Here is a 22,790-nt window from a genome sequence, read left to right on the forward strand (position 1 = left end):
TTAAAATCATAGATTATAATCCGAAGCTCCCCAAATAAATCCTCACACTACTCCTATCTCCCAAGCAGGGCACCCAGAATTCCAAACACAAATAAAAGTCCGTATAATGCAAAAATCGCCAGCATTAAGACACCTATAAACTTATAATGTGATTTAAGATAACCTAAAGAATTCGTCAACAACTCCGAATCGTTATCTCTAAAAGCTCTCTTCGTAGTTGCAGCAAACTTGTATAGATAATAAACTGGAAAAAAATAAATCGCTGCAATAAAAACATACAAGAATCCCATAAACACTCCAAACGAGTTCCCAAACCCTCCCATTCCAGGCATACTATTTCCCATTACCGAAAAAATAGTTCCAGCGAAAACAGCAATCACAATAATTAATCCAATTCCTATGAATCCTAAAATTGACAAAAAGTAAGCCCATTTAGCGGTTTCCTTTAAAAAGTCTTTTGCAGTTTGGTCAAGCTGCAACTCAAATTTTTCAAAAACTGACGTTTCTTCCATTTTTAATTTGTTTTTTTTGGTTAAGCAACAAACATAAGAAAAATAGTATTACGATATATTTAAAAGAAATCCGAATACTTAAACCAGTAAGATACCTATCGCTTCAAATACAGATTTAAGTCAACACAAAACATTGTGGGGGTTGATAGAAGTTATTCCTTTTATTAACGATTTCAGCTCTTCATTTAAGAGATCATTTTATTACAGCTGATTTTATAATTAGTGTCCTCTTTCGGTATAAATATTTTAAATGTTTAAAAGAGCCGAAAGCCCAAAAGCATAAAAAAGTGCAACGCACTATAAATTAAAATAATGAATCATAATGCACTGAAGAGTCATAAGCAGTTATAAATAAAGCATAATATCTTGATTAAAAGTTGCTAACTTTCGGAAATGTCATAAAATAAGGCATGTGCTTTTTGGGTTATGCTTTTGCCCTTACAGGGCTTAAAGAAGTGCTCACCATTATTCATGGCACTTCGCGCCATGTTACTGCTAAGGCTCTTTCAGAGCAACAGATTCCAAATGCTTGTCTCTTATGGGGTAAGCTGTAAATTATTATTATTTTTACAATTAAGAAATTTTAGAAAAATGCAAAACTTTAAAAGATTGTAAAAAGGCTGCCGCTTTTATTCCTAAAGAGCTTTACGGTAGAGAATACTTTTTTTATCACTCCACAACTTTTGAACCAGATTCTTTTTAGACCGACTAATACTTATGTCCAATTTTATAAATCCACAGGTTTTCAAATTGATCCACAGATTCTAAACTCTTCCTCCCCATCTTCTTCATTTACTTCGTTTAGGGGTAAAAAAAAAACCATCACTAAAAAAGTGATGGTTTTACGTTGAGCCGGCGGAGGGACTCGAACCCACGACCTGCTGATTACAAATCAGCTGCTCTAGCCAACTGAGCTACGCTGGCGACTCATTACGGGTGCAAATATAAAATGGATTTTTCAATTTTCCAAAATTAATTTACTGCTTATTTCAATAAAAAACCACCACTAAAAGCGATGGTTTTGTTGAGCCGGCGGAGGGACTCGAACCCACGACCTGCTGATTACAAATCAGCTGCTCTAGCCAACTGAGCTACGCTGGCGACTCATTACGGGTGCAAATATAAAGCGGTTTTTCGTTTTACCAAAATAAATTTGCACTTTTTTATACTTTTTTTTGCTTACAATTCGTTGATTTTAGCAATCAATTGATTAGCAGTTTCTTCCAATTCAACGTTGATTTGTTTGAAGTGTGCTTTTTTGTTTTCAACGTTCTTAGCATTTACTTTTGTGATCAAAGTATCAAATGCAGCAATAGCCTGATCGATCAAAGCATTCGTTTCTGGAGTAGGATTTCCTGTTGTTGACATTTCAAACAAGTAAATTGCCTCAATAATATCTCCTAATACAAAATTGATGTCTTTCTTTAAGTTTTTAACGTTTGCCATTTTTATTTTTATTTTAATTTGCGACTGCAAAAGTACACATTATCTTTTTATTACACGCTATGAAATGTAAATTTCTAAAATTGAAGCATTTCCAACTAAAATAAATGTATTTATCTCAGCCGGAACCAAAACGGTATCTCCTTTTCTATAGAATCCTTCAAAACCTTCATATTCGATTTTAAAATCTCCATCAATGCACATATACACCGTAAAAGTTTCCCCAGATTTAGAAATTTTAACCTTACTTTCTAACTGAATAAGATTAGTTGTAAAATAAGGACAATCTACCACAACATTAGAAGTGTTTACTTTTGTCTCATATTCCTTTTGTGTTTCTACTTTTTTGTAATTTATAGCATCCAACGCCAAATCTATATGGAGTTCTCTTTTATTTCCCTGGGCATCTGTACGGTCAAAATCATATAAACGATAAGTTACATCAGATGTTTGTTGAATTTCAGCAACTATCAATCCAGCGCCAATTGCATGAACTGTTCCCGTTTCTAAAAAGAAAACATCACCCGCATTTGCTTTCACTTCATCTAAGATTGAAACCAACGTTTTATCATTTAAATGTTTTAGATATTCTTCTTTATTAGAATCTTCCTTAAATCCCACAATAATTCTGGCATCGGCATCAGCCTGCATCACATACCACATTTCCGTTTTACCAAAAGAGTTGTGTCGCTTTTGGGCCAATTCATCATTTGGATGTACCTGAATCGAAAGATCTTCATGAGCATCCAGATATTTAAAAAGTAATGGAAACTGTTTTCCAAACTGACTGTAAACTTTTGTTCCTAAAATTTCGTTAGGCATTTCGGTAATAAGCATCATAAGGGATCGTCCTTTCAAAACTCCGTTTGAAACAACACTTACATCTCCGTCAACAGTAGATAATTCCCAACTCTCCCCTATATTCTTTGACGTCGTCGGTTTATTGAGAATCGTTTTTAATTTCTCCCCACCCCAAATCCTATCTTTTAAAATAGGAACAAACTGTAAAGGATATAATTTTATATTCATGTATTATTCAGGGCTAAAATCTTAATTATTATATCAGCGGCCTGATACTATTTCCTACTTCTACAATACTAATTCTTTGATTGTTTCCATTGCTTTCTGAATATGCTTTGCTGCATTCATGCTATCAAAAATCAAAATGACTACTCCATTTTTATCAATAATGTAAGTAACCCTTCCCGGTAAAAGACCAAACAAGTTATTGCGCACTCCAAAAAGATTGCGTAGCTTTTTATCCTGATCCGACAATAGTATAAAAGGCAGTTGATGTTTGTTGGCAAATTTATGATGTGATTTTACACTATCGCTACTTATACCAATAACTTCGGCACCTAAGTCTTTAAAATCTTCGTATTGATCTCTAAAACTACAGGCTTCAGTAGTACATCCCGGCGTATTATCTTTTGGATAAAAATAGATCACGAGTGGCTTTCGACCCAAAACACTTTGGCTTTCAAAAACTTCTCCATGACTATCTTTTGCAGTAAAATTCGGAACTATATCTCCTATTTTTAATGACATTTATTCTTCTCCTTTATAAGTTACAAAATTGCGGTCCGTTTCATTCAAAACAATTTCTAAATCAAAATCAGGTTGAATTCTTTTTTTAATTTTATTCCATATCACAACAGCAATATTTTCAGCTGTTGGATTCAAATCCTGAAATTCCGGAACGTCCAGATTCAGGTTTTTGTGATCAAACGGAATCTCTACTTCTTCTCGTATGATATCCGCTAATACTTTCACATCTAAAACAAAACCGGTTTCCGGGTCAATTTTCCCTGTAACACTTACTGTTAAACCATAATTATGACCATGAAAATTGGGATTATTACATTTTCCAAAAACAGCATCGTTTTTTTCAAATGTCCAATCTTTCCTGTGCAATCGATGTGCAGCATTAAAATGTGCTTTTCTTGATATGGTTACTTTCATTTGGGTTGGTGGTTAGTTTGGTTTAAAGTTTATGATCTTCTAAATAATGATAAAACTCATCAAAAATTATTTTGAACCATACTGTATAAATTTCAGGCTGTCTCTCAATATCTATTTTTACATCTTCTATTTTCATCCATTTCCAATCTTCAACTTCGTCACGATTGATAGCCGGATCATTATTAAAATATCCAATCATAACGTGATCGAGCTCATGTTCTGTCAAACCATTATCAAAAGGCGCTTTATAAATAAAATGAAAGAGCTCTTTCAAGTCTGTTTTAAACCCCATTTCTTCAAACAGTCTCCTGCTTCCGGCTTCAACATTTGTTTCTCCTTCACGTTGATGGCTGCAACATGTATTGGTCCAGAGTAAAGGTGAGTGATATTTTTGATGAGCACGTTGTTGTAACATTATTTCATTTTTATCATTTAGGACAAAAACTGAAAAGGCACGGTGCAAAAGAGCCTTTTCATGCGCTTCTAATTTTGGCATTAGGCCAATTTGCTCATCTTGTTGGTTTACGAGTATTACGTTTTCTTCTATCATAGGGCTTATTGATCAAACAAAAATACGAAAAAAGAAATGGCTTGAAAATCTCAGAGGAGATTGTGAAAAGTTTAACGAGCCTGGATTTTCACAAAAAACTGACTGTCAGAAAAATACAAACCGATTAATCTTCAAACCTCTTTAAAAATAAGCCTTAAAAACTGAATCTCTTTATTTTGCGTACATAATAAAAGTTAAAACATACTTAAAAAAATCTGAATTGTAAAGTACGCGACATTTCTGGGCGAAATCTAAACGTATCTTTGAAATACAGAATTAAAGCACTCAAAAAAATGAAAACAAAAACACAATTTCTCAGTCTTTGCTTTTTAATTCCGCTCTTTATTTTACAGGCATGCGGACAAAACGCAAAAAAACAAAATACAAAAACGGCAGTCATGGATAACAAAATCAGTAAACCCGGAAATCCTTATTATTCAAATACCGACACTACTAAACTCAATGTTAGTAATGCCGAATGGAAAAAAGTATTACCCGAAGATGTATATGCTGTAATGCGTGAAGCCGATACCGAAAGACCTTTTACAGGAAAATACTGGAAATCAAACGAAAAAGGAACTTATTATTGTGCCTCTTGTGGCAATAAACTCTTTCGATCCGGTGCTAAATTTGCCAGCAGCTGTGGATGGCCAAGTTTCTTTGAACAAGAAAATAAAAACAGCGTGGTTTACAAAAATGATAATTCTCTGGGAATGGAAAGAATCGAAGCGTTATGCGGGCGCTGTGGCGGGCATTTAGGCCATTTATTTGATGACGGACCTCCACCAACCGGAAAACGTTACTGCATGAATTCAATTGCCCTTGACTTTATTCCTGACACTAAATAAAATTAAAGATGAAAAATATATTTCTGATTAGCATTTTTGTCTTATCTATAAACGGATTTGCACAAAATAGCAAAACAAAAAGCACTTCAAATCTTGAAACAATTACACTTGGAGGTGGTTGCTACTGGTGCGTAGAAGCCGTTTACGAAAATTTAGATGGCGTAAAATCTGTAATCTCCGGTTTTTCGGGAGGAAAAGTCGCAAACCCAACATACGAAGAAGTCTGTACAGGAACAACAGGGCATGCCGAAGTGGTTCAGATTACTTATGATAAAAATATAACAGACCTTAACGAAATCTTCAAGGTTTTCTTTACCGTTCATGACCCAACTACATTAAACAGACAAGGCGCTGATGTTGGTACACAATATCGATCTGTTATTTTTTACAAAAATGACGAACAAAAAAAGGCCGCAGAAAGTATTATTGCCGAACTGAACAAAGCAAAGGTTTATAGTAGCCCAATCGTTACAAAAGTCGAACCTTTTAGAGCTTTTTACAAAGCCGAAGATTATCACCAAAATTACTATGCCAACAACAAAAACCAACCGTATTGTAAAATGGTGATTCAACCTAAAATTGAAAAATTTGAAAAAGTTTTTAAAGACAAACTCAAAAAGAAATAATACTTGTTTATAAAGGTTAATACAAGTTGCCGTTCACTCTCGTGGACGGTTTTTTTTATTATCTTTTCTCCTCAAAACACATCTTTAAGAACTCTTTTAAAAACTGCAAATTAATTTTACCGTAATTTGTATTCTCAAAATAATGTAAAAATGAAAGCACTTACCTTTTCTTCTTTCGGAAATTCTGATGTTTTGGAATATATTGAAATTCCGAATCCGCAACTAAAAAACGATGAAATCTTAGTCGAAATGAAAGCGATCGGATTAAATTTTGCAGACGTTTACAGACGAAAAGGAAACTATCATTTAAAAGGAAACCCTCCTTTTATTGCGGGTTACGAAGGTGCCGGAATTATAGTCGATGCCAACAATCATCCCGAATATAAAGTTGGGGATCGTGTAGCTTTCGCCGATGCCCCTTTTGCAAATGCAGAATTAGTCGCAGTAAATACAAACCATGTTTTACCTTTGCCTGATACAATTTCGTTTGAAACCGCTGCCTCAGTTTTACTGCAAGGTTTAACAGCACATTACTTAGCGACTGACAGCCATAAAACCGTAAAAGACGAAACAGTATTAATTCATGCTGTAGCTGGTGGAGTTGGACAGATTCTAACTCAAATCAGCAAGCTTTTAGGGGCGAAAGTAATTGGTTTAACCTCATCTTCAGAAAAAGCAAAAGTAGCATTTGACCAAGGAGCAGATCAGGTTTTTCTTTATAGCGAAGACTGGAAATCACAGGTTTTTAAAACAATTCAAAATGGCGTAGATGTTGTTTACGACAGTATCGGAAGTACTTTAAGTGAGAGTTTTGAAGTTACGAAGGAATGCGGGCAAGTAGTTTTCTTTGGAATGGCAGGAGGCGATCCGGAACCGGTAGATCCGAGAATGCTGATGGACGGTTCTAAAACGCTCACCGGAGGAGATTTATGGAGTTACTTAAATTCCAAAGAAGAAAGGATCAAAAGAGCAACGCAATTATTCCACTGGATCTCCGATGGAAAAATCAAACTTTCCGAACCAACCTCTTTCAAATTATCAGAAGGAAAACTAGCACACGACTATCTGGAAAGCAGAAAAAGCACAGGAAAGATTATCCTGATTCCTTGATTTTTTTGCCACAAATTCACGAATTATCTAAGGCAAAATTTGAGAATTCGTGGCGATATTTTTTATGTAAAAATCCAAGTGATTCAGCTTAAATCAACCTATCAATTCCCATTTCGGTAATTTCGGACAATTCTAATATTCGGGTTACATCCTGTTTATTAGCTACAAAAAACAAATAGCTATCTCCTTGGGTATCGTAGCTCATTAATTCTAAATCTTGTTTTGCCAATTCCTCTTGAATGTACGGAAACAAATCATGACTGTACGTTTCTTCAGGATATTCAAAAGCAAAAGTTTCACCAATCATTTCTGAGATAAAATATTCAGCGTCTTCGGGATCAAATTTCCAGTCACTGTGCCAGGAGTTTATTCCTTCAAAAAAATCAAATTCGTAATCATAATCTTCATCTTCTTCCTCTAATCCAAAATTATCAAAAAGAACTTGAGATTGATCTTCCAGCAACTTTTCTTCTATTTCTCCTCTCGAAATTAATTTCAAAAACTCTCTAAAATGATCTATCGAAACTTCATCCGTCATTAGACTTTCAGCAGAAGGTAGAATAATTGTCGACGGCAATTCAATTTCCATATACTGACAAATTCCCTGTAGCACTGTTTTGAAATCTTTAAAACCTATTTTTTCAATTTCATTATTAGGCGCTTCAATATCTACTGGCTCAGCTTCCAGAAGTCCTTTTGTATAATCAAAGAAATAACTGTTAGAGTATAACATTTTAAAATCATTTGACTCTAAGCTATTGGTACAACAAAAGATGATAATAAAGTTTTGTAAAACATGCTTCAGGTGCTTTTTCATTTCTGACGAAGGCTCTGAGTAAAATTCAATATGAAGATAATTGTACACGGGCTCCTCGAGCATTTCTTCATTCGAAAGTGGGGCAATATTTACCTTTTTATACAATTCGTTTAAAATTTCATACGCGTTTTTGAATCCGCTTTTTTCGATTTCAATTCTACTATCTTCATGATCAAATGAATCCGGAAAAGAATACATCGTCGCAGAAACCGCATCATGAATTCCTTTCATTTTAAAATCCACACGACCTGACCCATTTTGCAGATAAGTATAAATTGAATTCAGCACATCAAAAGAAACGATTGATTCCGGATCGTTATTTCTTCCGAAGAAGTTAGAGAAGAAGTTTTTCATTTTAGATACAATAAGTTTTCGAATCTAAATTAAGTATTTTTTATTCATTTGAATATTTAAAAGTAACATCCATTTTATCGAACCAAATATTTTCAACTAGCAACTTTTGCAATTCAAGATCTGTCAGGAATCCTCTTGCAACTTCTTTACTTTTTTCGACAAAAATCTGGTAATCAACAATGTCACGTTTTAATAGTTTTTGTAGAACTTCTTTTCGTTCCTCAGTTAGATATTTTTCATGAGATTTAAATACCTGTTCAATATTACTCTTAAACTCCTCTTCACTTTCCTCATTATAAATATCTTGCTGAGACATATCAGTTAATAAGGTTCTAAAAACAAAGTCTTTCAGATTCTTTGCCAGATAATTCACCTCATTATTATCATGCCATACAAAAACTATTGGCACATTTCCATCTTCTTCTCCATTCAGAAAAAAACAAAAATGATCACCAGCACCACTTTTAGCAAAAGGGATGAATCTAAACTCTTTTTTGATCTGGCGGTAATCATCAGGATTAGTAAGCCGTTCAATTTCTCTACTAACTCCTTTTAAACTAAGCAATTCAAAATCATACGAATGCAGAAGTAATGGCGGATTTTCTTTTAATTTCGGATAAACATCGGAATACCAATTAGGCCCATATTCACCTATATCAAGCATTCCATCTTCGTATAACTGCTTATACAAAGATGGATACTCAAACTCGTATCTTTTCTCAACATCTTGTAGTATCATCTAATAACATTTAAATTGCACCACAAATATAGCACTTTTACAAAAAGCAATCTTTTTACTACAAAATTTTTATTTTAAAGTTTCAGCAATCATTAAAGCGCATTTTTCTCCATCAATGGCTGCGGAGATAATACCACCCGCATATCCGGCACCTTCTCCACACGGATACAGTCCTTTGATTTGCAAATGCTCATAAGTCATAGGATCTCTAGGGATTCGAACAGGAGATGACGTACGACTTTCCGGAGCATGTAAAATAGCCTCATTGGTTAAATAACCGCGCATTGATTTCCCAAATTCCTTAAAACCTTCACGTAAAATTTGCGACAAAAATCCCGGAAAAACCTGCCCCATTTCAACCGAAGTTGTTCCGGGAACATAAGACGTTTTTGGAATATCAGCCGAAACTTTATTCTGTGTAAAGTCCACCATTCGTTGTGCAGGAACCTTCTGAGTTTCTCCAGCCAAATGCCAGGCCTTTTGTTCAATACTTTTCTGAAATTCCATTCCAGCCAAAGCTCCAAATTTTGCAAAAGGTTTAAAATCTTCCAGTTTTAATTCAATTACAATCCCTGAGTTTGCTGTAACCTGATCTCGTTTTGACGGAGACCATCCATTCGTGACAACTTCACCTGGACTCGTTGCACAAGGCGCAATTACACCACCCGGACACATACAAAACGAATACATGCCACGACCGTTAACTTGTTTCACAATAGAATATGGTGCAGGAGGCAAATGTTCACCGCGATAATCACAACTATACTGAATACTGTCAATTAATTGTTGAGAATGTTCTGCACGAACTCCTAAAGCAAAAGGTTTTGCTTCTATAAAAATTTTCTTTTTATCTAGTAATTCAAAAATATCACGTGCTGAATGCCCTGTTGCGAGGATTAATTTATTTGCCAGAATCTTATCTCCGTTTTGAGTAACAATTCCTTCAACTTCATTATTTTTTACCAAAATGTCAATAACGCGTGTATCAAATAGAACCTGACCACCAAACTCGATGATTTTATTTCGAATATCTTCAATGATTTTTGGCAGCTTATTGGTTCCAATGTGCGGATGTGCTTCTACCAGAATATCCTCTGACGCTCCAAATGCAACAAGAAGCTCCAAAATTCGAGTCACATCTCCACGTTTTTTAGAACGTGTATACAATTTTCCATCCGAATACGTACCTGCGCCGCCTTCGCCAAAACAATAATTAGAATCTTCGTTTACCAAATGATCAACATTAATCGCCTTTAAATCGCGACGACGACCACGAACATCTTTTCCGCGTTCAATTACAATTGGCTTTAAACCTAATTCTATTAATTGCAGTGCTGCAAAAAGTCCGGCCGGGCCCGCTCCCACAACAATCACCTCCTGCGCCGAAGAAACGTCCTTATATACAGGTAACTCAATTTTTGTTTCCTGAAAAGGTTCTCCTTTTAAATAGATAATAACTTTTAGATTGATTTTAATCGCTTTTTGACGTGCATCAATGGATCGTTTCAGAATCGAAACATGTTGAATTTCTTTAGAAGAAACTTTTATTTGTTTAGACAAATGGTCTTTCAGCAACAATTCGTTTGCAGCTATTTCCGGCGTTACCTGAAGTAAAAGTTCTCTTGGCATTGTATTTTGAAAAATAATATTATAATATGACTTTAAATACTAATAAATACGACAAAGTAAATACCAATACTAAAATCCCTATTGATTTGTAATGCAGTTTTAAATACCTAAAAGAGCCTTCCAATAACTCTGAGTCATCAACATCTAAAGCCATTTTCAGATACAAAGAAAATTTATACAAATAATAAAACGGAAAAAAACAAGATACACCGATTAAGAAGAAGACATAAGTAAAAACTATTCCAATTAAATATCCAACTCCACCCCCTGTAGGGACACTGCCCCATCTTGATAGCGAAATATAGCTATAAATTGAACTGCTTATTAAAAACAGCACCACAATTAAGCCAATAATCGAGATTGCAAAAACCCATTTTCTGGCCGTCTTTAGATGATCTCTAGCGGATTCATTTAATACTAATTCTGCTCCAACCGAATTATTATCCATTTTAAATCATCAATTTTTATTACTATAGAAAATAAAACTACCTTGCAAAAGTACTATTTTGAAATGAGAATATAACTCCACCGAAAAATTTACACACAGATTAGCACAGATCTGAGAAGATTTTACATTTGTTTTTTTAAGTAAATCTTGATTTATTTTTTAATCGCAGATTATTTGAATTAAAAAAGATTTCTTTTTAACGATAGTAAAACTCAATACTGCCCATCTTTACAAAAAAACTTAGAACCTTAGCATCTCAGAAGCTTAGAACCTTTGTTTTAAAAATAGACTTTGTACCTTTGCTTCCCTAAACCTTTGTACCTTTAAAAAAATGTCTAGAAAAATAAAACTAATTTGGGATTTCCGTGGTCCAGCTGCCGAAAAAACAGCCGAACACCACGAAATTCATTTGAAAGAATATATCGCTATCGAAAAGCTTGCGTTAAACATTACAGGATTTAAAATCATAAACGACATGCATGCGATCGCTTTTATGGTAGTTACAGATGAAAATATGATTGCTGTACGTGATGCATTGAAACCACATAGAGGGGAAGTATTTGAAGGGTAAATTTAGAATTTTTTAAATTTCAAATTCCAAACTCCAATAAAAAAATTCCAAATTCCAATTGCTTAACCAGCTTGGAATTTGGAATTTATATTTTTCTTTATTTTAGAATTTAGCTTTAGTTCGCGACTTCACTGATAAATTTAATTCGCATTAAGCGCAATTCATCGATATCATAATCGCCATCAAATTCTTTAAGTGCATCCTCGATTTTATCGGATTCAGATTCCATGAAATAATCATGAATTTCTTCCTGCTGGTCGTCATCCAACATATCATCAACCCAGTATTTGATATTCAGTTTTGTTCCCGAATAAACGATTTGCTCCATTTCTTTAATCAAAGCATCCATCGAAAGTCCTTTTGCAGAAGCAATATCACTCAACGGTAATTTCCTATCGATATTCTGAATGATGTATAGTTTATTGGCCGAATTGACTCCGGTAGATTTTACCACCAAATCATCCGGACGAATAATATCATTATCTTCAACATATCTGCTGATTAAAGACACAAACTCACCTCCATACTTTTTAGCCTTTCCTTCACCAACACCATGAATATTGAATAATTCGGTTAAAGTAATTGGATATTTCAAAGCCATATCCTCAAGAGATGGATCCTGAAAAACAACAAACGGAGGCACTCCTAATTTTTTGGCAACTTTTTTACGCAATTCACGCAACATACCCATTAAAACTTCATCGGCAGTTCCTGATGATTTTGCTGCCGTTACGATGGCTTCATCTTCAGACTCATTGTATTCATGATCTTCAGACATTAAAAATGAAACTGGCTTTTTAATAAAGTTCAAACCTTCTTTAGTAATTTTCACTACACCATAAGTTTCAATATCTTTAGATAGATATCCTGCTACTAAAACCTGTCGAAGCAGGGCCATCCAATATTTTTCATCGTGATCTGAACCTGATCCAAAAAACGATTGTGTATCTGTTTTGTGTGCTTTAATTACAGCATTTACGCGACCAATTAAAGTAAACACAATTTCTTTTGATTTATAAATGTGCTTGGTATCCCGAACAATCTCCAACAATTTAACCACCTGATCTTTGGCTTCAACTCTTGTTTTGGGATTACGAACGTTATCATCCATATCGGCACCTTCACCGGTTTCACTGTCAAATTCTTCACCAAAGTAATGTAACAGGAATTTTCGACGGGACATCGAAGTTTCGGCATACGCAACCACTTCCTGCAAAAGAGCAAATCCAATTTCCTGTTCTGCCACTGGTTTTCCAGACATGAATTTCTCCAGTTTCTCTACATCTTTATAGGAGTAATAGGCCAAACAATGTCCTTCTCCTCCATCACGGCCGGCACGACCCGTTTCCTGGTAATAACTTTCAAGTGATTTTGGAATATCGTGATGAATTACAAAACGAACGTCCGGTTTATCAATCCCCATTCCAAAGGCAATAGTTGCTACTACCACATCTACATCTTCCATCAGAAACATATCCTGATGTTTTGCACGGGTTTTAGCGTCTAAACCAGCATGATATGGAACAGCACTAATGCCATTAACCTGTAAAACTTCGGCAATCGATTCTACTTTTTTGCGGCTTAAGCAGTAAATAATCCCGGACTTGCCTTTATGTTGTTTGATAAATCGAATGATATCCGACTCTATATTTTTCGTTTTCGTACGAACTTCGTAGTACAAGTTCGGTCTGTTGAATGATGCTTTAAAAGTATTAGCATCAGACATTTCAAGATTTTTTAGTATATCTTCCTGAACTTTTGGCGTTGCAGTTGCGGTAAGCCCAATAATAGGTACTTTACCTAATTGTTTGATTATATTTTTCAGATTACGGTATTCCGGTCTAAAATCATGGCCCCATTCTGAAATACAATGCGCTTCGTCAATAGCTACAAATGAAATGGGCACACTTTGCAAAAAGGCTACATATTCTTCTTTTGTCAACGATTCTGGTGCGACATACAAAAGTTTGGTCAAACCTGAAGTGATGTCTTTTTTAACCTGAGCAATTTCTGTTTTGGTAAGGGAGGAATTTAGCACATGGGCAATTCCGTTTTCTGAAGAAAGGCTTCGAATAGCATCAACCTGATTTTTCATCAAAGCTATCAAGGGAGAAACAACTATAGCTGTTCCGTCCTGAATTAAAGCGGGTAATTGATAACAAAGAGACTTTCCACCGCCAGTTGGCATAATTACAAAAGTATTCTTCTTATCTAAAATACTCGTAATGACTTGCTCCTGCAAGCCCTTAAATTGGCTAAAGCCGAAATACTTCTTTAATTCCTTGTGTATTTCAATTTCGTTTGAATTCATTCTTTATATTAATGGATATTTTGTATAAATTTGCAACACATAAAGATACAACTTTCTTTTATACATACAAATTTTAAATATTCTGTTTTGATCACAAAAGAAAATATATTGGCGATCGCCAAAAAAACCATACTCTCTGAAAGCGAAGCAATTACAAAGCTGATTGATTTTCTGGATGAAAATTTCTACGAAGCTGTCCAACGCATTTATGAAACTAAGGGCCGATTGGTCGTTACAGGCATCGGAAAAAGTGCAATTATTGCTCAAAAAATGGTAGCTACTTTTAACTCAACTGGCACTCCATCTATGTTCCTTCACGCCTCAGAAGCCATCCATGGCGATTTAGGAATGATACAAAACGAAGACATAGTAATCTGCATTTCAAAAAGCGGAAACAGCCCTGAGATAAAAGTACTAGTTCCCTTGTTGAAACGTTTTGGAAACATTTTGATTGGAATAACCGGAAATGTAACTTCCTTTTTAGCCAAAGGTTCTGATTATGTTCTTAATACCACTGTCGAAATGGAGGCCTGCCCCATAAATCTGGCACCAACAAACAGCACCACCGCTCAACTTGTTATGGGTGACGCTTTAGCAGTCTGTTTGATGGAAATGCGTGATTTTAAACCCGAAGATTTTGCAGTTTATCATCCTGGCGGCGCTTTAGGAAAGAAATTACTCCTTCGTGTTAAAGACATGATCGAACATTCGTTAAAACCAATGGTAGGTCCGGATACCTCAATTAAAAAAGCTATTTTTGAGATCTCTGAAAAAAGACTGGGTGTAACTGCGGTAATCGAAAACGATAAAATTATCGGAATTATTACTGACGGAGACATCCGAAGAATGCTAAATGACGTAGATACTATTGCTGATTTAACTGCAAAAGATATTATGTCTAAAAATCCTAAATTCGTATCTTCAGAAACAATGGCAGTTGACGCTTTGAATATTTTAGAAGATTTTTCGATAACACAGCTTATTGTTGCTGATAATGGAGAGTACAAAGGAGTATTACATTTACATGACATTTTAAAAGAAGGAATCGTATAATGGCAAAAAAAAACCTTGGCGAGATGTCATTTCTAGATCATCTTGAAGAATTAAGATGGTTACTGGTTAGAAGTACAATTGCAATTATGATAATGGCATTTGTCACGTATTTTGTAAGTGATTATTTGTTTGATGAAATTATTCTGGGCCCAACCAGACCAACTTTTTTTACCTACATCTGGTTTTGTGATTTATCACACCAATTAGGTTTCGCTGATAGTATTTGCATCACACAACTAAATTTTATCATCCAAAATACAGAAATGGAAGGTCAGGTAAATATTTTTGTCTGGATGTGTCTTTTAGCCGGTTTTATTTTGAGCTTTCCTTATATTTTATGGGAGATTTGGAAATTTATCAGTCCTGCTTTGTATGAGAAAGAGCGAAAAAATGCTAAAGTATTCATTTTCACATCCTCTTTACTTTTCTTCTTAGGAGTCTTGTTCGGGTATTTTGTGGTTATTCCGATGTCGGTAAATTTCGTGGCTACTTTCTCTGTAAGTGATGTTGTAAAAAATCAATTCACGCTAGACTCTTATATGGGGATGGTAAAAACAAGTATATTAGGTAGTGCTATCTTTTTTGAGTTACCAATCGCTATTTATTTCTTAACCAAATTGGGATTAGTAACTCCTGAATTCTTGAGAAAATATTGGAAATACGCCGTAATAATCATTTTAATTATTGCAGCAATCGTAACACCTCCTGATGTAGTAAGCCAAACTATAGTAGCCATACCAATGCTGCTTATTTACGAAGTGAGTATCCTGATTTCAAAAGTAGTTTATAAAAATAAATTGAAAGAAAATGTCTGATATCATACATGAATTTAATGATTACCGTTCTAAAATGAACGAAAAATTATTGGCTGACAACAATAAAATTGTAAAAAGAATTTTTAACCTTGATACGAATGCTTATGCCCCTGGAGCGCTTGATGTAAAAACAAAAGAGCTTTTAGGATTAGTAGCTTCAGCGGTTTTACGTTGTGACGATTGTGTAAAATACCATCTCGAAACGAGCTATAAAGAAGGGGTTACCAAAGAAGAAATGATGGAAGCCATGGGAATCGCAACTTTAGTTGGCGGAACCATCGTAATTCCACATTTGAGAAGAGCTTATGAATTCTGGGAAGCTTTAGAAGAGCAAGAGAATTAAAAAATGAGACAATTAGTCAATTAGATAATTTTCTTGACAATATGTTAATTCATTTATTCTATTGATTTATTTTCTTTTATTTTGCTCATTAGAGATATAATTATCTCATTATCAAACTGACTATTATCTAATTAAAAAAAATGAAGCTAAGAGCGGATAATTTAATAAAAACCTATAAAGGACGTAGTGTTGTAAAAGGGATTTCTGTTGAAGTTAATCAAGGTGAAATCGTAGGGCTTTTAGGACCTAATGGCGCAGGAAAAACGACTTCGTTTTATATGATCGTAGGATTGGTAAAACCAAACTCAGGAAATATTTATCTGGACGATTTAAACATTACCGATTATCCTATGTACAAACGTGCACAGCAAGGAATTGGTTATTTAGCACAGGAAGCTTCTGTTTTTAGAAAATTAAGCATTGAAGACAACATTCTGAGTGTTTTGCAATTGACCAAACTATCGAAAGAAGAGCAAATTGCAAAAATGGAGAGTTTAATTGAAGAATTCAGCTTAGAACATATTCGCACGAACAGAGGAGATTTACTGTCGGGAGGAGAACGTCGTCGTACTGAGATTGCACGTGCTCTGGCAACAGATCCAAAATTCATTTTACTAGATGAACCTTTTGCAGGAGTTGACCCGGTTGCGGTTGAAGACATTCAGAGAATTGTAGCACAGTTGAAAAATAAAAACATCGGAATTTTAATTACCGACCACAACGTTCAGGAAACTTTAGCCATCACAGATAAAACATACTTAATGTTTGAAGGTGGAATCTTAAAAGCCGGAATTCCGGAAGAATTAGTCGAAGATGAAATGGTTCGTCGTGTTTACCTGGGACAAAATTTTGAACTTCGTAAAAAGAAACTTGAATTTTAAGGAAGTTATATATGAATGGTAAAAAGTAAAATATAAATTACTTTTTACCATTTTTTTTTTACATCTTATATTTTACAATTAGTATGAAATCAGAAGAACAAAAACCAACTCAGGAAGATTACAACAATTGGCATAAAGACCCAAATAATTGGTATCTAGGCTGTTTTTACTACAATCCAAAAGACAAACGATTACTCCCTCCGAAAAGGATTCAATGGATGGGTTATACAATAAACTTCGCCAATCCTTACTCCGTTTTACTTTTATTACCGCTCTTAATAATGATCGTTTTGGTTTTATTGAAATAAATCACACCTGAGACCAGACTCTTACTCCACTGTTATAAACTGTAATTGCTCTAAATCTCCATTATAGATATTCACATCTACACTGTGCTTTATTCCCGGCAAAGAAGCTTTTTCTGTAAATTGCCAGAACAACCAGTCTTCTTCAATCTTCTCTCTGTAGAAATTATAGTTGGCAATCCAGAATAAATACTCTCCAAATTCTTCTTTCAGAAAATCACCATAATAACGCTCTCCGGTATAAATAATCGGACGCACCTGATAATGCGCCTCAACCTTATTCAACCAGCGTTTTAATCCTTTCTTTAAACTGTCTAGTGATTGGTTTTTAGGCAATCTTTCGATATCTAAAACCGGAGGCAGATCCCCTTTTTGTAATTTTACTGTTTTAATAAACAAATCTGCCTGTTCTATCGAATTTTCGTTGGGACGGTAATAGTGATAAGCCCCTCGAATAATTTTATGCTTTTTCGCACCTAACCAATTGTGCATAAACTGTCTGTCTACTTTATTATTTCCTGCCGTAGCACGAATAAAAACAAACTTAACTGGATATTTTTCTTCCAAAACCTCAACTTCACTCCAATGTACAGTTCCCTGAAATTCAGAAACATCAATACCTATTACTTTTCCTTTGTGATTTTCCAGAACCTGAACATTTCTAACATCAGAAAGATGTTTCTCTACAGCATCTTCTTCCAGAACTTTATTTGATTTAAAGCCCAGATAATAAGCAAGCCCATCACGATAATGATAAACTGTCGCAAAAAAAAGCAATACTAAAAAAGAGTAAATAATAAAACGAAGTCCGCTCGCTAAAATCGACCTCTGAGGTTTCGATTTTCGGGAGTAAGAAGCTCTTCGGGTGGTCGTTTTTCTTGCCATTCCAATAAAACTACTTTTTCAAAAAGATATTATTCACTACTGAAAGCATCACATAAATGATAATAATTAACGGAATTGCCATGTACTGCAATAACACCACCAAAACCAAACAAATCAATAAAAATACAACTTGCAGGACATTATCTTTTACAGTAAACTTTTTAATCTTTAAAGCGAACAATGGAATTTCGGCATTTAAAATATAAGCACTGCATAAAGTAATTCCCAAAAGAACCCAATGATTGGTTAACATTTCAAATATAAATAATGAATCAGAGAAATCGATAACTAATGGAAGGCTTAAAATAAAAAGCGCATTCGCCGGAGTTGGCAAACCTATAAACGAATCAGTCTGACGTGTATCAATATTAAAATTAGCCAATCGGTAACAAGAACCTAATGTTACAATAAATCCAAGAAAAGGAACGATTGTTAAGGCAACTTCATTGTTCGGGTCAGCACTTTTTAAAAACAAACTGTACATTACATAACCCGGAACAACACCACTGGTTACCATATCTGCTAACGAATCTAACTGCAATCCAAGCGGACTTGAAACTTTGAACAATCGGGCAAAAAAACCATCAAAAAAATCAAAAAAGATCCCTAAGGAAACCATGCAAAAAGCCATTAAAAAGTTCTCTTGCGAAACAAAAACAACAGCAATACAGCCGCAGAACAAGTTGATTAATGTGATTAAATTAGGAATGTGTTTTTTAATGTTCATGATTTATATTTTTAACAAATGGTGAAGGGCAAATTTCGCATAAATAAGCGACATTAATAGCAAAAATTTCTATTAAAATTCTCTCCTTTCAAAAGCTTTGTAAACATTTTTATATGAAAAATTTAAGTTTTGCAATAATTTGAATTAGATGACTAAAATATTATATTTTTGATAAAAATTAAAACAGACTTCGGTTTGCAAAAAAATATCCGTTGAAGAAAATCTTTGTGTTTTTATTATTTTGGAGTTGTACGCTACAGTATGCACAAACCGTTCGAAAGTATTCGAATGAATTTATGAATATTGGTGTTGACGCAGCTGCTTTGGGGATGTCGGGTGCTGTAGTTTCTTCTACAAATGATGTTAATTCCGTTTATTGGAATCCAGCCGGCCTAACCCATCTTGAAGATCATCAAATTTCATTGATGCACGCCAATTATTTTGCGAATATTGCACAATATGACTACATAGGATACGCAAGTCCGATTGACGACAGAAGTGCCTGGGGAATTTCGATGATTCGTTTTGGAGTTGATGATATTATGGATACCACTCAGTTGATCGATAATCAGGGAAATATCGATTACAATCGAATCAGACTATTTTCGACTGCAGATTATGGTTTTACTTTTTCATACGCAAGAAAATTACCCGTAGACGGTTTTCAATATGGAGTGAATGCTAAAGTAATCAGACGAGTTATTGGAAAGTTTGCAAATTCCTGGGGTTTTGGTTTTGACTTTGGTCTTCAATTTGAAAGAAATGGGTGGAATTTTGGTTTGATGCTTCGCGATATTACCACTACTTATAATGTATGGAATATTGATGAGAAGGAATATGAAAAAATTGCCAATGCTATTCCAGGAGAAAACAATGAATTACCAGAGAGCACTGAGATTACTTTACCGAAAGCTCAACTGGGAATTTCTAAAAAAATTGAATTCCACAACGATTATAGTCTTTTGGTTGCAACCAATTTGAATATGCGCTTTGAGCAAACCAATGATATCATTTCGACAAAAGCAGTCAGTATTGATCCTGCTCTGGGTTTTGAGTTTGGTTATACCGATCTTGTTTTTTTAAGAGCAGGAGCAGGAAATTTTCAAAATGTAACTCAATTAGACAACACTGAGAAGCTAAACTTCCAGCCTAATATAGGTCTTGGTTTCAAGTACAAAGGCATTCAGGTCGACTATGCTTTGACAGATTTAGGAAATCAAAGTACAGCTTTGTACTCTAATATTTTTTCTTTAAAAGTAGATTTAGGTATCTTTAGATAATATTTGTTGACCTTTAAACTTCTTAACATTTTAAATTATGAAAAATGTCCTTTTCAAAAAAACACTTTTTAGTTTACTATCATTACTAAGTTATGTGGGGTTTAGCCAGAATATACCTTTATCAAAAGAAGCTAAAATAAGTGTTATTACCTGCGGACTGGGTAATGAAAGTTATACTTATTTTGGTCATACTGCAATTCGTGTCGCTGACCCGGTTAACAATATAGATGTTGTTTACAATTATGGTAATTTTGATTTTAGAACACCTAATTTTGTTGCTAAGTTCGCAAAAGGTGATTTACAATATTTTGTAAGCGTACGATCATTTCCAGATTTTGTAAATGATTATACTACCGAAAAGAGAAGTGTTTTTGAACAAGAGCTTATTATACCTCAAGATCAAAAACAAAAACTTTTCGACAACTTAAATGCAACCGCACTCTCTGAAGATCGTTATTACACTTATAAATTTATTGACAAAAACTGTACTTCAATGGTAGTTGATGTCATCAATAAATCGCTAAATGGAAATGTTGTAACTAAAAAAGGAGACACAACTGAAACGTATCGATCAATCCTATTTCCATATTTCAATGAGCATTTTTATGATCAGCTTGGAACTAGCATTATTTTCGGAACCAAAGTAGACCAACCGGGAACCAGGATCTTTTTACCTTTCGAATTAAAAAGCAGTTTAGAGAAAACTACTTTTCAGAATCATCCTTTAGTCAGCAAAAGCAAAACTGTGCTAAATTTTGAAAAAGAAACACCAAGTTCATGGTGGAATAATATTTATACCTATCTCCTTATACTAGCTTTTGTTGTTTTGGCGCACAATAAAGTAGTTGATAAAATCTATCTTTTGATCTTATCTTTTATAGGAATCTTTTTTGTTACTATCGGATTCTATTCTCTTCACCAGGAATTGACGATGAATTACAATGTACTTTTATTTAGCCCACTTTTATTGGTATTAATCTTTTTTTCATTTTTAAAGAACAAAAGATGGACATACCGATTGGCAGCTTTACATTTACTACTTTTGGTAGTTTACGCCATTTTCATGATTAATAAAGCGCATTTTTTCATTGTTTTACCAATGATAATTACAAGCGGATTTGTTTTAGTAAGAGTAGCCATTCGAAATAAAAAACGTATTCCGATTATTATTTAAACTACTGTCCACGATAAAATAAAACGGTAGTAATCGTTTTAAAAGTAATACTTAAATCGAGAAATATGCTGCGGTGTTTGATGTAGTACAAGTCGTATTGCAGCTTTATTAAACTTTCATCAATAGATTCGCCATAAGAATAATTCACTTGTGCCCAACCGGTAAGTCCCGGTTTCACAACATGTCTGGTTTCATAAAAAGGCATAATTCGCGCTATTTCATCCACGAAAAATGGTCGTTCAGGTCTTGGTCCGATAACAGCCATATCGCCTTTTAGAACATTAAAAAACTGCGGTAATTCATCTATTCTTGATTTACGCATCATTTTACCAAAAGGAGTAACCCGTTTATCATTTGAACTGGCGAAAACAATCCCATTAGACTCTGAGTTTTCTACCATGGTTCTAAACTTATAGATTTTAAAAACAACTCCGTTTTTACCTACACGCTCCTGTGTATAAAACAAAGCTCCTTTATTAGCTACTAGATTCGTGATAAAAATAAAAGGAATAAAAAGGAAGCAAATAAACAACCCCGTGATTGAAAACAAAAATTCTAATAGGCGAACAAAAAACAGGTATAGCTTATTGTTATTATTTCTGCTAAAAGGGAAAAATCTATAAAAATCTCGGGCTATATAATGAACCGGAATACGTTGTGTTTTGCTTTCGTAAACCTGCGTATATTCCCGAATAATATTTCCTGATTCTAATAAATGAAGTAATTGCTGGTATAGATCGGCTGTAATTCCATCTGTTTTTTGAGAAGCGATAACAATCTCTGAAACCTGATTCTGAATAACAAACTCTTCTAAATCTTTCTTCTTAATTTCTTTTACGTAGTGGAAGTTTAAATCTTCTTCTGAAATAGCATCTGAATTTACAAAACCAATAATTCTATAGTGCGGATCAACATTCTCAAGTCCTAAAACCAATTCTTCAACCTGATTCTGGTCACATATTAAAACTACATTCTGAGAAAAACGATGTGATGCCAAAAAGTAAACATAAAACAAACGCCACAATAGCAATGTAACAAGTATCGTAAAATAAAAAATTACGATAATCAATCGCTGCTTAGGCAATACAGGTGCTAAAATCGGAGTAAACAAATAGGCCAGGCTTGAAGCTGTAGCCGTAAAAATTACACTTTGAAGAATTTGCAACTGATTACTGGCTACCTGTAAATTGTACATTTCGAATATTACTCCAAAAGCATATAGATAACTTAGAAGCAATAGTATACCAGGGAAATTGCTTTTATCAAAAACAAAGTAATTATAGTGAAATAATAAACTCAACAGATATAACGCTGACAAAATAAAAACAACATCGAAAACAAGAAGTAATACTCTCCTTTCCGAAATTTCGAAATGCATTTTACGATTTGTAAACATTAAGTAAGTTT

The 22,790-nt window shown here is 34.3% G+C and carries 25 protein-coding genes and 2 tRNA genes; 11 read left to right on the plus strand and 16 right to left on the minus strand.

Going from position 1 to position 22,790, the window contains the following annotated elements; translation table 11 throughout:
- Positions 1-53: 53 nt before the first annotated feature.
- The 8 genes from OGZ34_RS01270 to idi form a co-directional block, all read right to left on the minus strand.
- Positions 54-512: a hypothetical protein gene (locus OGZ34_RS01270; protein WP_173968291.1), complete on the minus strand. Its 459-nt coding sequence runs from the start codon at positions 510-512 to the stop codon at positions 54-56.
- Between the two features lie 850 nt (positions 513-1,362).
- Positions 1,363-1,436 (minus strand) — tRNA-Thr (locus OGZ34_RS01275).
- A 103-nt stretch (positions 1,437-1,539) separates the two neighbouring features.
- Positions 1,540-1,613 (minus strand) — tRNA-Thr (locus OGZ34_RS01280).
- A 78-nt stretch (positions 1,614-1,691) separates the two neighbouring features.
- Entirely contained in the window at positions 1,692-1,958 is a 267-nt protein-coding gene (locus OGZ34_RS01285; RefSeq protein WP_026982865.1) for a hypothetical protein, read from the minus strand.
- A 57-nt stretch (positions 1,959-2,015) separates the two neighbouring features.
- Positions 2,016-2,984, minus strand: coding sequence for a type I phosphomannose isomerase catalytic subunit (locus OGZ34_RS01290; RefSeq protein ID WP_263361917.1), 969 nt, complete (start codon positions 2,982-2,984; stop codon positions 2,016-2,018).
- Between the two features lie 60 nt (positions 2,985-3,044).
- The gene (locus tag OGZ34_RS01295; protein ID WP_173968289.1) at positions 3,045-3,503 is read right to left on the minus strand and encodes a peroxiredoxin; all 459 of its coding nucleotides are present in this window, start codon (positions 3,501-3,503) and stop codon (positions 3,045-3,047) included.
- Positions 3,504-3,917, minus strand: coding sequence for a 6-carboxytetrahydropterin synthase (locus tag OGZ34_RS01300; RefSeq protein WP_173968288.1), 414 nt, complete (start codon positions 3,915-3,917; stop codon positions 3,504-3,506).
- Between the two features lie 22 nt (positions 3,918-3,939).
- Positions 3,940-4,467: an isopentenyl-diphosphate Delta-isomerase gene (gene idi / locus OGZ34_RS01305; RefSeq protein ID WP_173968287.1), complete on the minus strand. Its 528-nt coding sequence runs from the start codon at positions 4,465-4,467 to the stop codon at positions 3,940-3,942.
- A 293-nt stretch (positions 4,468-4,760) separates the two neighbouring features.
- On the opposite strand from idi, the gene msrB reads away from it, so the two are divergent.
- The 3 genes from msrB to OGZ34_RS01320 all read left to right on the plus strand — a co-directional run bounded on the left by msrB (position 4,761) and on the right by OGZ34_RS01320 (position 7,051).
- Positions 4,761-5,315, plus strand: coding sequence for a peptide-methionine (R)-S-oxide reductase MsrB (gene msrB, locus OGZ34_RS01310; RefSeq protein WP_263361918.1), 555 nt, complete (start codon positions 4,761-4,763; stop codon positions 5,313-5,315).
- Positions 5,316-5,323: 8 nt separating this feature from the next.
- Positions 5,324-5,941, plus strand: a complete 618-nt coding sequence (msrA, locus tag OGZ34_RS01315) for a peptide-methionine (S)-S-oxide reductase MsrA (protein WP_263361919.1) — start codon at positions 5,324-5,326, stop codon at positions 5,939-5,941.
- A 150-nt stretch (positions 5,942-6,091) separates the two neighbouring features.
- Positions 6,092-7,051 carry a quinone oxidoreductase family protein gene (locus tag OGZ34_RS01320; RefSeq protein WP_263361920.1) on the plus strand — a complete coding sequence of 320 codons (960 nt, stop codon included), beginning with the start codon at positions 6,092-6,094 and terminating at the stop codon, positions 7,049-7,051.
- A gap of 88 nt (positions 7,052-7,139) precedes the next feature.
- On the opposite strand, the gene OGZ34_RS01325 is transcribed toward OGZ34_RS01320, so the two are convergent.
- The 4 genes from OGZ34_RS01325 to OGZ34_RS01340 form a co-directional block, all read right to left on the minus strand.
- Positions 7,140-8,222, minus strand: a complete 1,083-nt coding sequence (locus OGZ34_RS01325) for a DUF6630 family protein (protein ID WP_263361921.1) — start codon at positions 8,220-8,222, stop codon at positions 7,140-7,142.
- 40 nt (positions 8,223-8,262) lie between these two features.
- A complete protein-coding gene (locus OGZ34_RS01330; RefSeq protein WP_263361922.1) occupies positions 8,263-8,961 on the minus strand; it encodes an SMI1/KNR4 family protein in 699 nt (232 codons plus the stop codon).
- A gap of 69 nt (positions 8,962-9,030) precedes the next feature.
- Positions 9,031-10,590, minus strand: a complete 1,560-nt coding sequence (locus OGZ34_RS01335; RefSeq protein WP_263361923.1) for an NAD(P)/FAD-dependent oxidoreductase — start codon at positions 10,588-10,590, stop codon at positions 9,031-9,033.
- 19 nt (positions 10,591-10,609) lie between these two features.
- Positions 10,610-11,038 carry a hypothetical protein gene (locus OGZ34_RS01340; protein WP_173968279.1) on the minus strand — a complete coding sequence of 143 codons (429 nt, stop codon included), beginning with the start codon at positions 11,036-11,038 and terminating at the stop codon, positions 10,610-10,612.
- Between the two features lie 331 nt (positions 11,039-11,369).
- Between OGZ34_RS01340 and OGZ34_RS01345 the strand changes: the two genes are divergently transcribed.
- A complete protein-coding gene (locus OGZ34_RS01345) occupies positions 11,370-11,609 on the plus strand; it encodes a hypothetical protein (RefSeq protein WP_263361924.1) in 240 nt (79 codons plus the stop codon).
- Positions 11,610-11,724: 115 nt separating this feature from the next.
- On the opposite strand, the gene recQ is transcribed toward OGZ34_RS01345, so the two are convergent.
- Positions 11,725-13,920 (minus strand): DNA helicase RecQ, encoded by a 2,196-nt coding sequence (recQ, locus tag OGZ34_RS01350; RefSeq protein ID WP_173968277.1) that lies wholly within the window; start codon positions 13,918-13,920, stop codon positions 11,725-11,727.
- 87 nt (positions 13,921-14,007) lie between these two features.
- Here recQ and OGZ34_RS01355 point away from each other — a divergent pair, with 87 nt between their 5' ends.
- The 5 genes from OGZ34_RS01355 (at position 14,008) to OGZ34_RS01375 (ending at position 17,320) form a co-directional block, all read left to right on the plus strand.
- The gene (locus OGZ34_RS01355) at positions 14,008-14,973 is read left to right on the plus strand and encodes a KpsF/GutQ family sugar-phosphate isomerase (RefSeq protein ID WP_173968276.1); all 966 of its coding nucleotides are present in this window, start codon (positions 14,008-14,010) and stop codon (positions 14,971-14,973) included.
- Positions 14,973-15,788 carry a twin-arginine translocase subunit TatC gene (tatC, locus tag OGZ34_RS01360; RefSeq protein ID WP_173968275.1) on the plus strand — a complete coding sequence of 272 codons (816 nt, stop codon included), beginning with the start codon at positions 14,973-14,975 and terminating at the stop codon, positions 15,786-15,788. Before OGZ34_RS01355 ends, tatC begins: the two co-directional genes overlap by 1 nt.
- Positions 15,781-16,131: a carboxymuconolactone decarboxylase family protein gene (locus tag OGZ34_RS01365; protein WP_263361925.1), complete on the plus strand. Its 351-nt coding sequence runs from the start codon at positions 15,781-15,783 to the stop codon at positions 16,129-16,131. Before tatC ends, OGZ34_RS01365 begins: the two co-directional genes overlap by 8 nt.
- A 140-nt stretch (positions 16,132-16,271) precedes the next feature.
- Complete coding sequence (gene lptB / locus OGZ34_RS01370; protein WP_007803831.1) at positions 16,272-17,012, plus strand: LPS export ABC transporter ATP-binding protein; 741 nt, start codon at positions 16,272-16,274, stop codon at positions 17,010-17,012.
- 83 nt (positions 17,013-17,095) lie between these two features.
- The gene (locus tag OGZ34_RS01375; protein ID WP_173968273.1) at positions 17,096-17,320 is read left to right on the plus strand and encodes a DUF5808 domain-containing protein; all 225 of its coding nucleotides are present in this window, start codon (positions 17,096-17,098) and stop codon (positions 17,318-17,320) included.
- 21 nt (positions 17,321-17,341) lie between these two features.
- Here the strand turns inward: OGZ34_RS01375 and OGZ34_RS01380 are convergent, their stop codons facing one another.
- Both OGZ34_RS01380 and OGZ34_RS01385 read right to left on the minus strand, forming a co-directional pair.
- On the minus strand, positions 17,342-18,202 hold the full coding sequence (locus OGZ34_RS01380; RefSeq protein WP_263361926.1) for a glycoside hydrolase family 25 protein: 861 nt from the start codon (positions 18,200-18,202) through the stop codon (positions 17,342-17,344).
- 10 nt (positions 18,203-18,212) lie between these two features.
- Positions 18,213-18,929, minus strand: a complete 717-nt coding sequence (locus OGZ34_RS01385) for a CDP-alcohol phosphatidyltransferase family protein (protein ID WP_263361927.1) — start codon at positions 18,927-18,929, stop codon at positions 18,213-18,215.
- A 212-nt stretch (positions 18,930-19,141) separates the two neighbouring features.
- Between OGZ34_RS01385 and OGZ34_RS01390 the strand changes: the two genes are divergently transcribed.
- On the plus strand, positions 19,142-20,209 hold the full coding sequence (locus OGZ34_RS01390; protein WP_449757756.1) for a putative type IX sorting system protein PorV2: 1,068 nt from the start codon (positions 19,142-19,144) through the stop codon (positions 20,207-20,209).
- Between the two features lie 37 nt (positions 20,210-20,246).
- Positions 20,247-21,383 (plus strand): DUF4105 domain-containing protein, encoded by a 1,137-nt coding sequence (locus OGZ34_RS01395; protein ID WP_263361928.1) that lies wholly within the window; start codon positions 20,247-20,249, stop codon positions 21,381-21,383.
- 1 nt (position 21,384) lies between these two features.
- Here the strand turns inward: OGZ34_RS01395 and OGZ34_RS01400 are convergent, their stop codons facing one another.
- Positions 21,385-22,779 (minus strand): exopolysaccharide biosynthesis polyprenyl glycosylphosphotransferase, encoded by a 1,395-nt coding sequence (locus OGZ34_RS01400; RefSeq protein WP_263361929.1) that lies wholly within the window; start codon positions 22,777-22,779, stop codon positions 21,385-21,387.
- Positions 22,780-22,790 lie beyond the last annotated feature (11 nt).

The sequence above is a fragment of the Flavobacterium collinsii genome (assembly GCF_946903285.1).
Lineage (GTDB): Bacteria > Bacteroidota > Bacteroidia > Flavobacteriales > Flavobacteriaceae > Flavobacterium > Flavobacterium collinsii.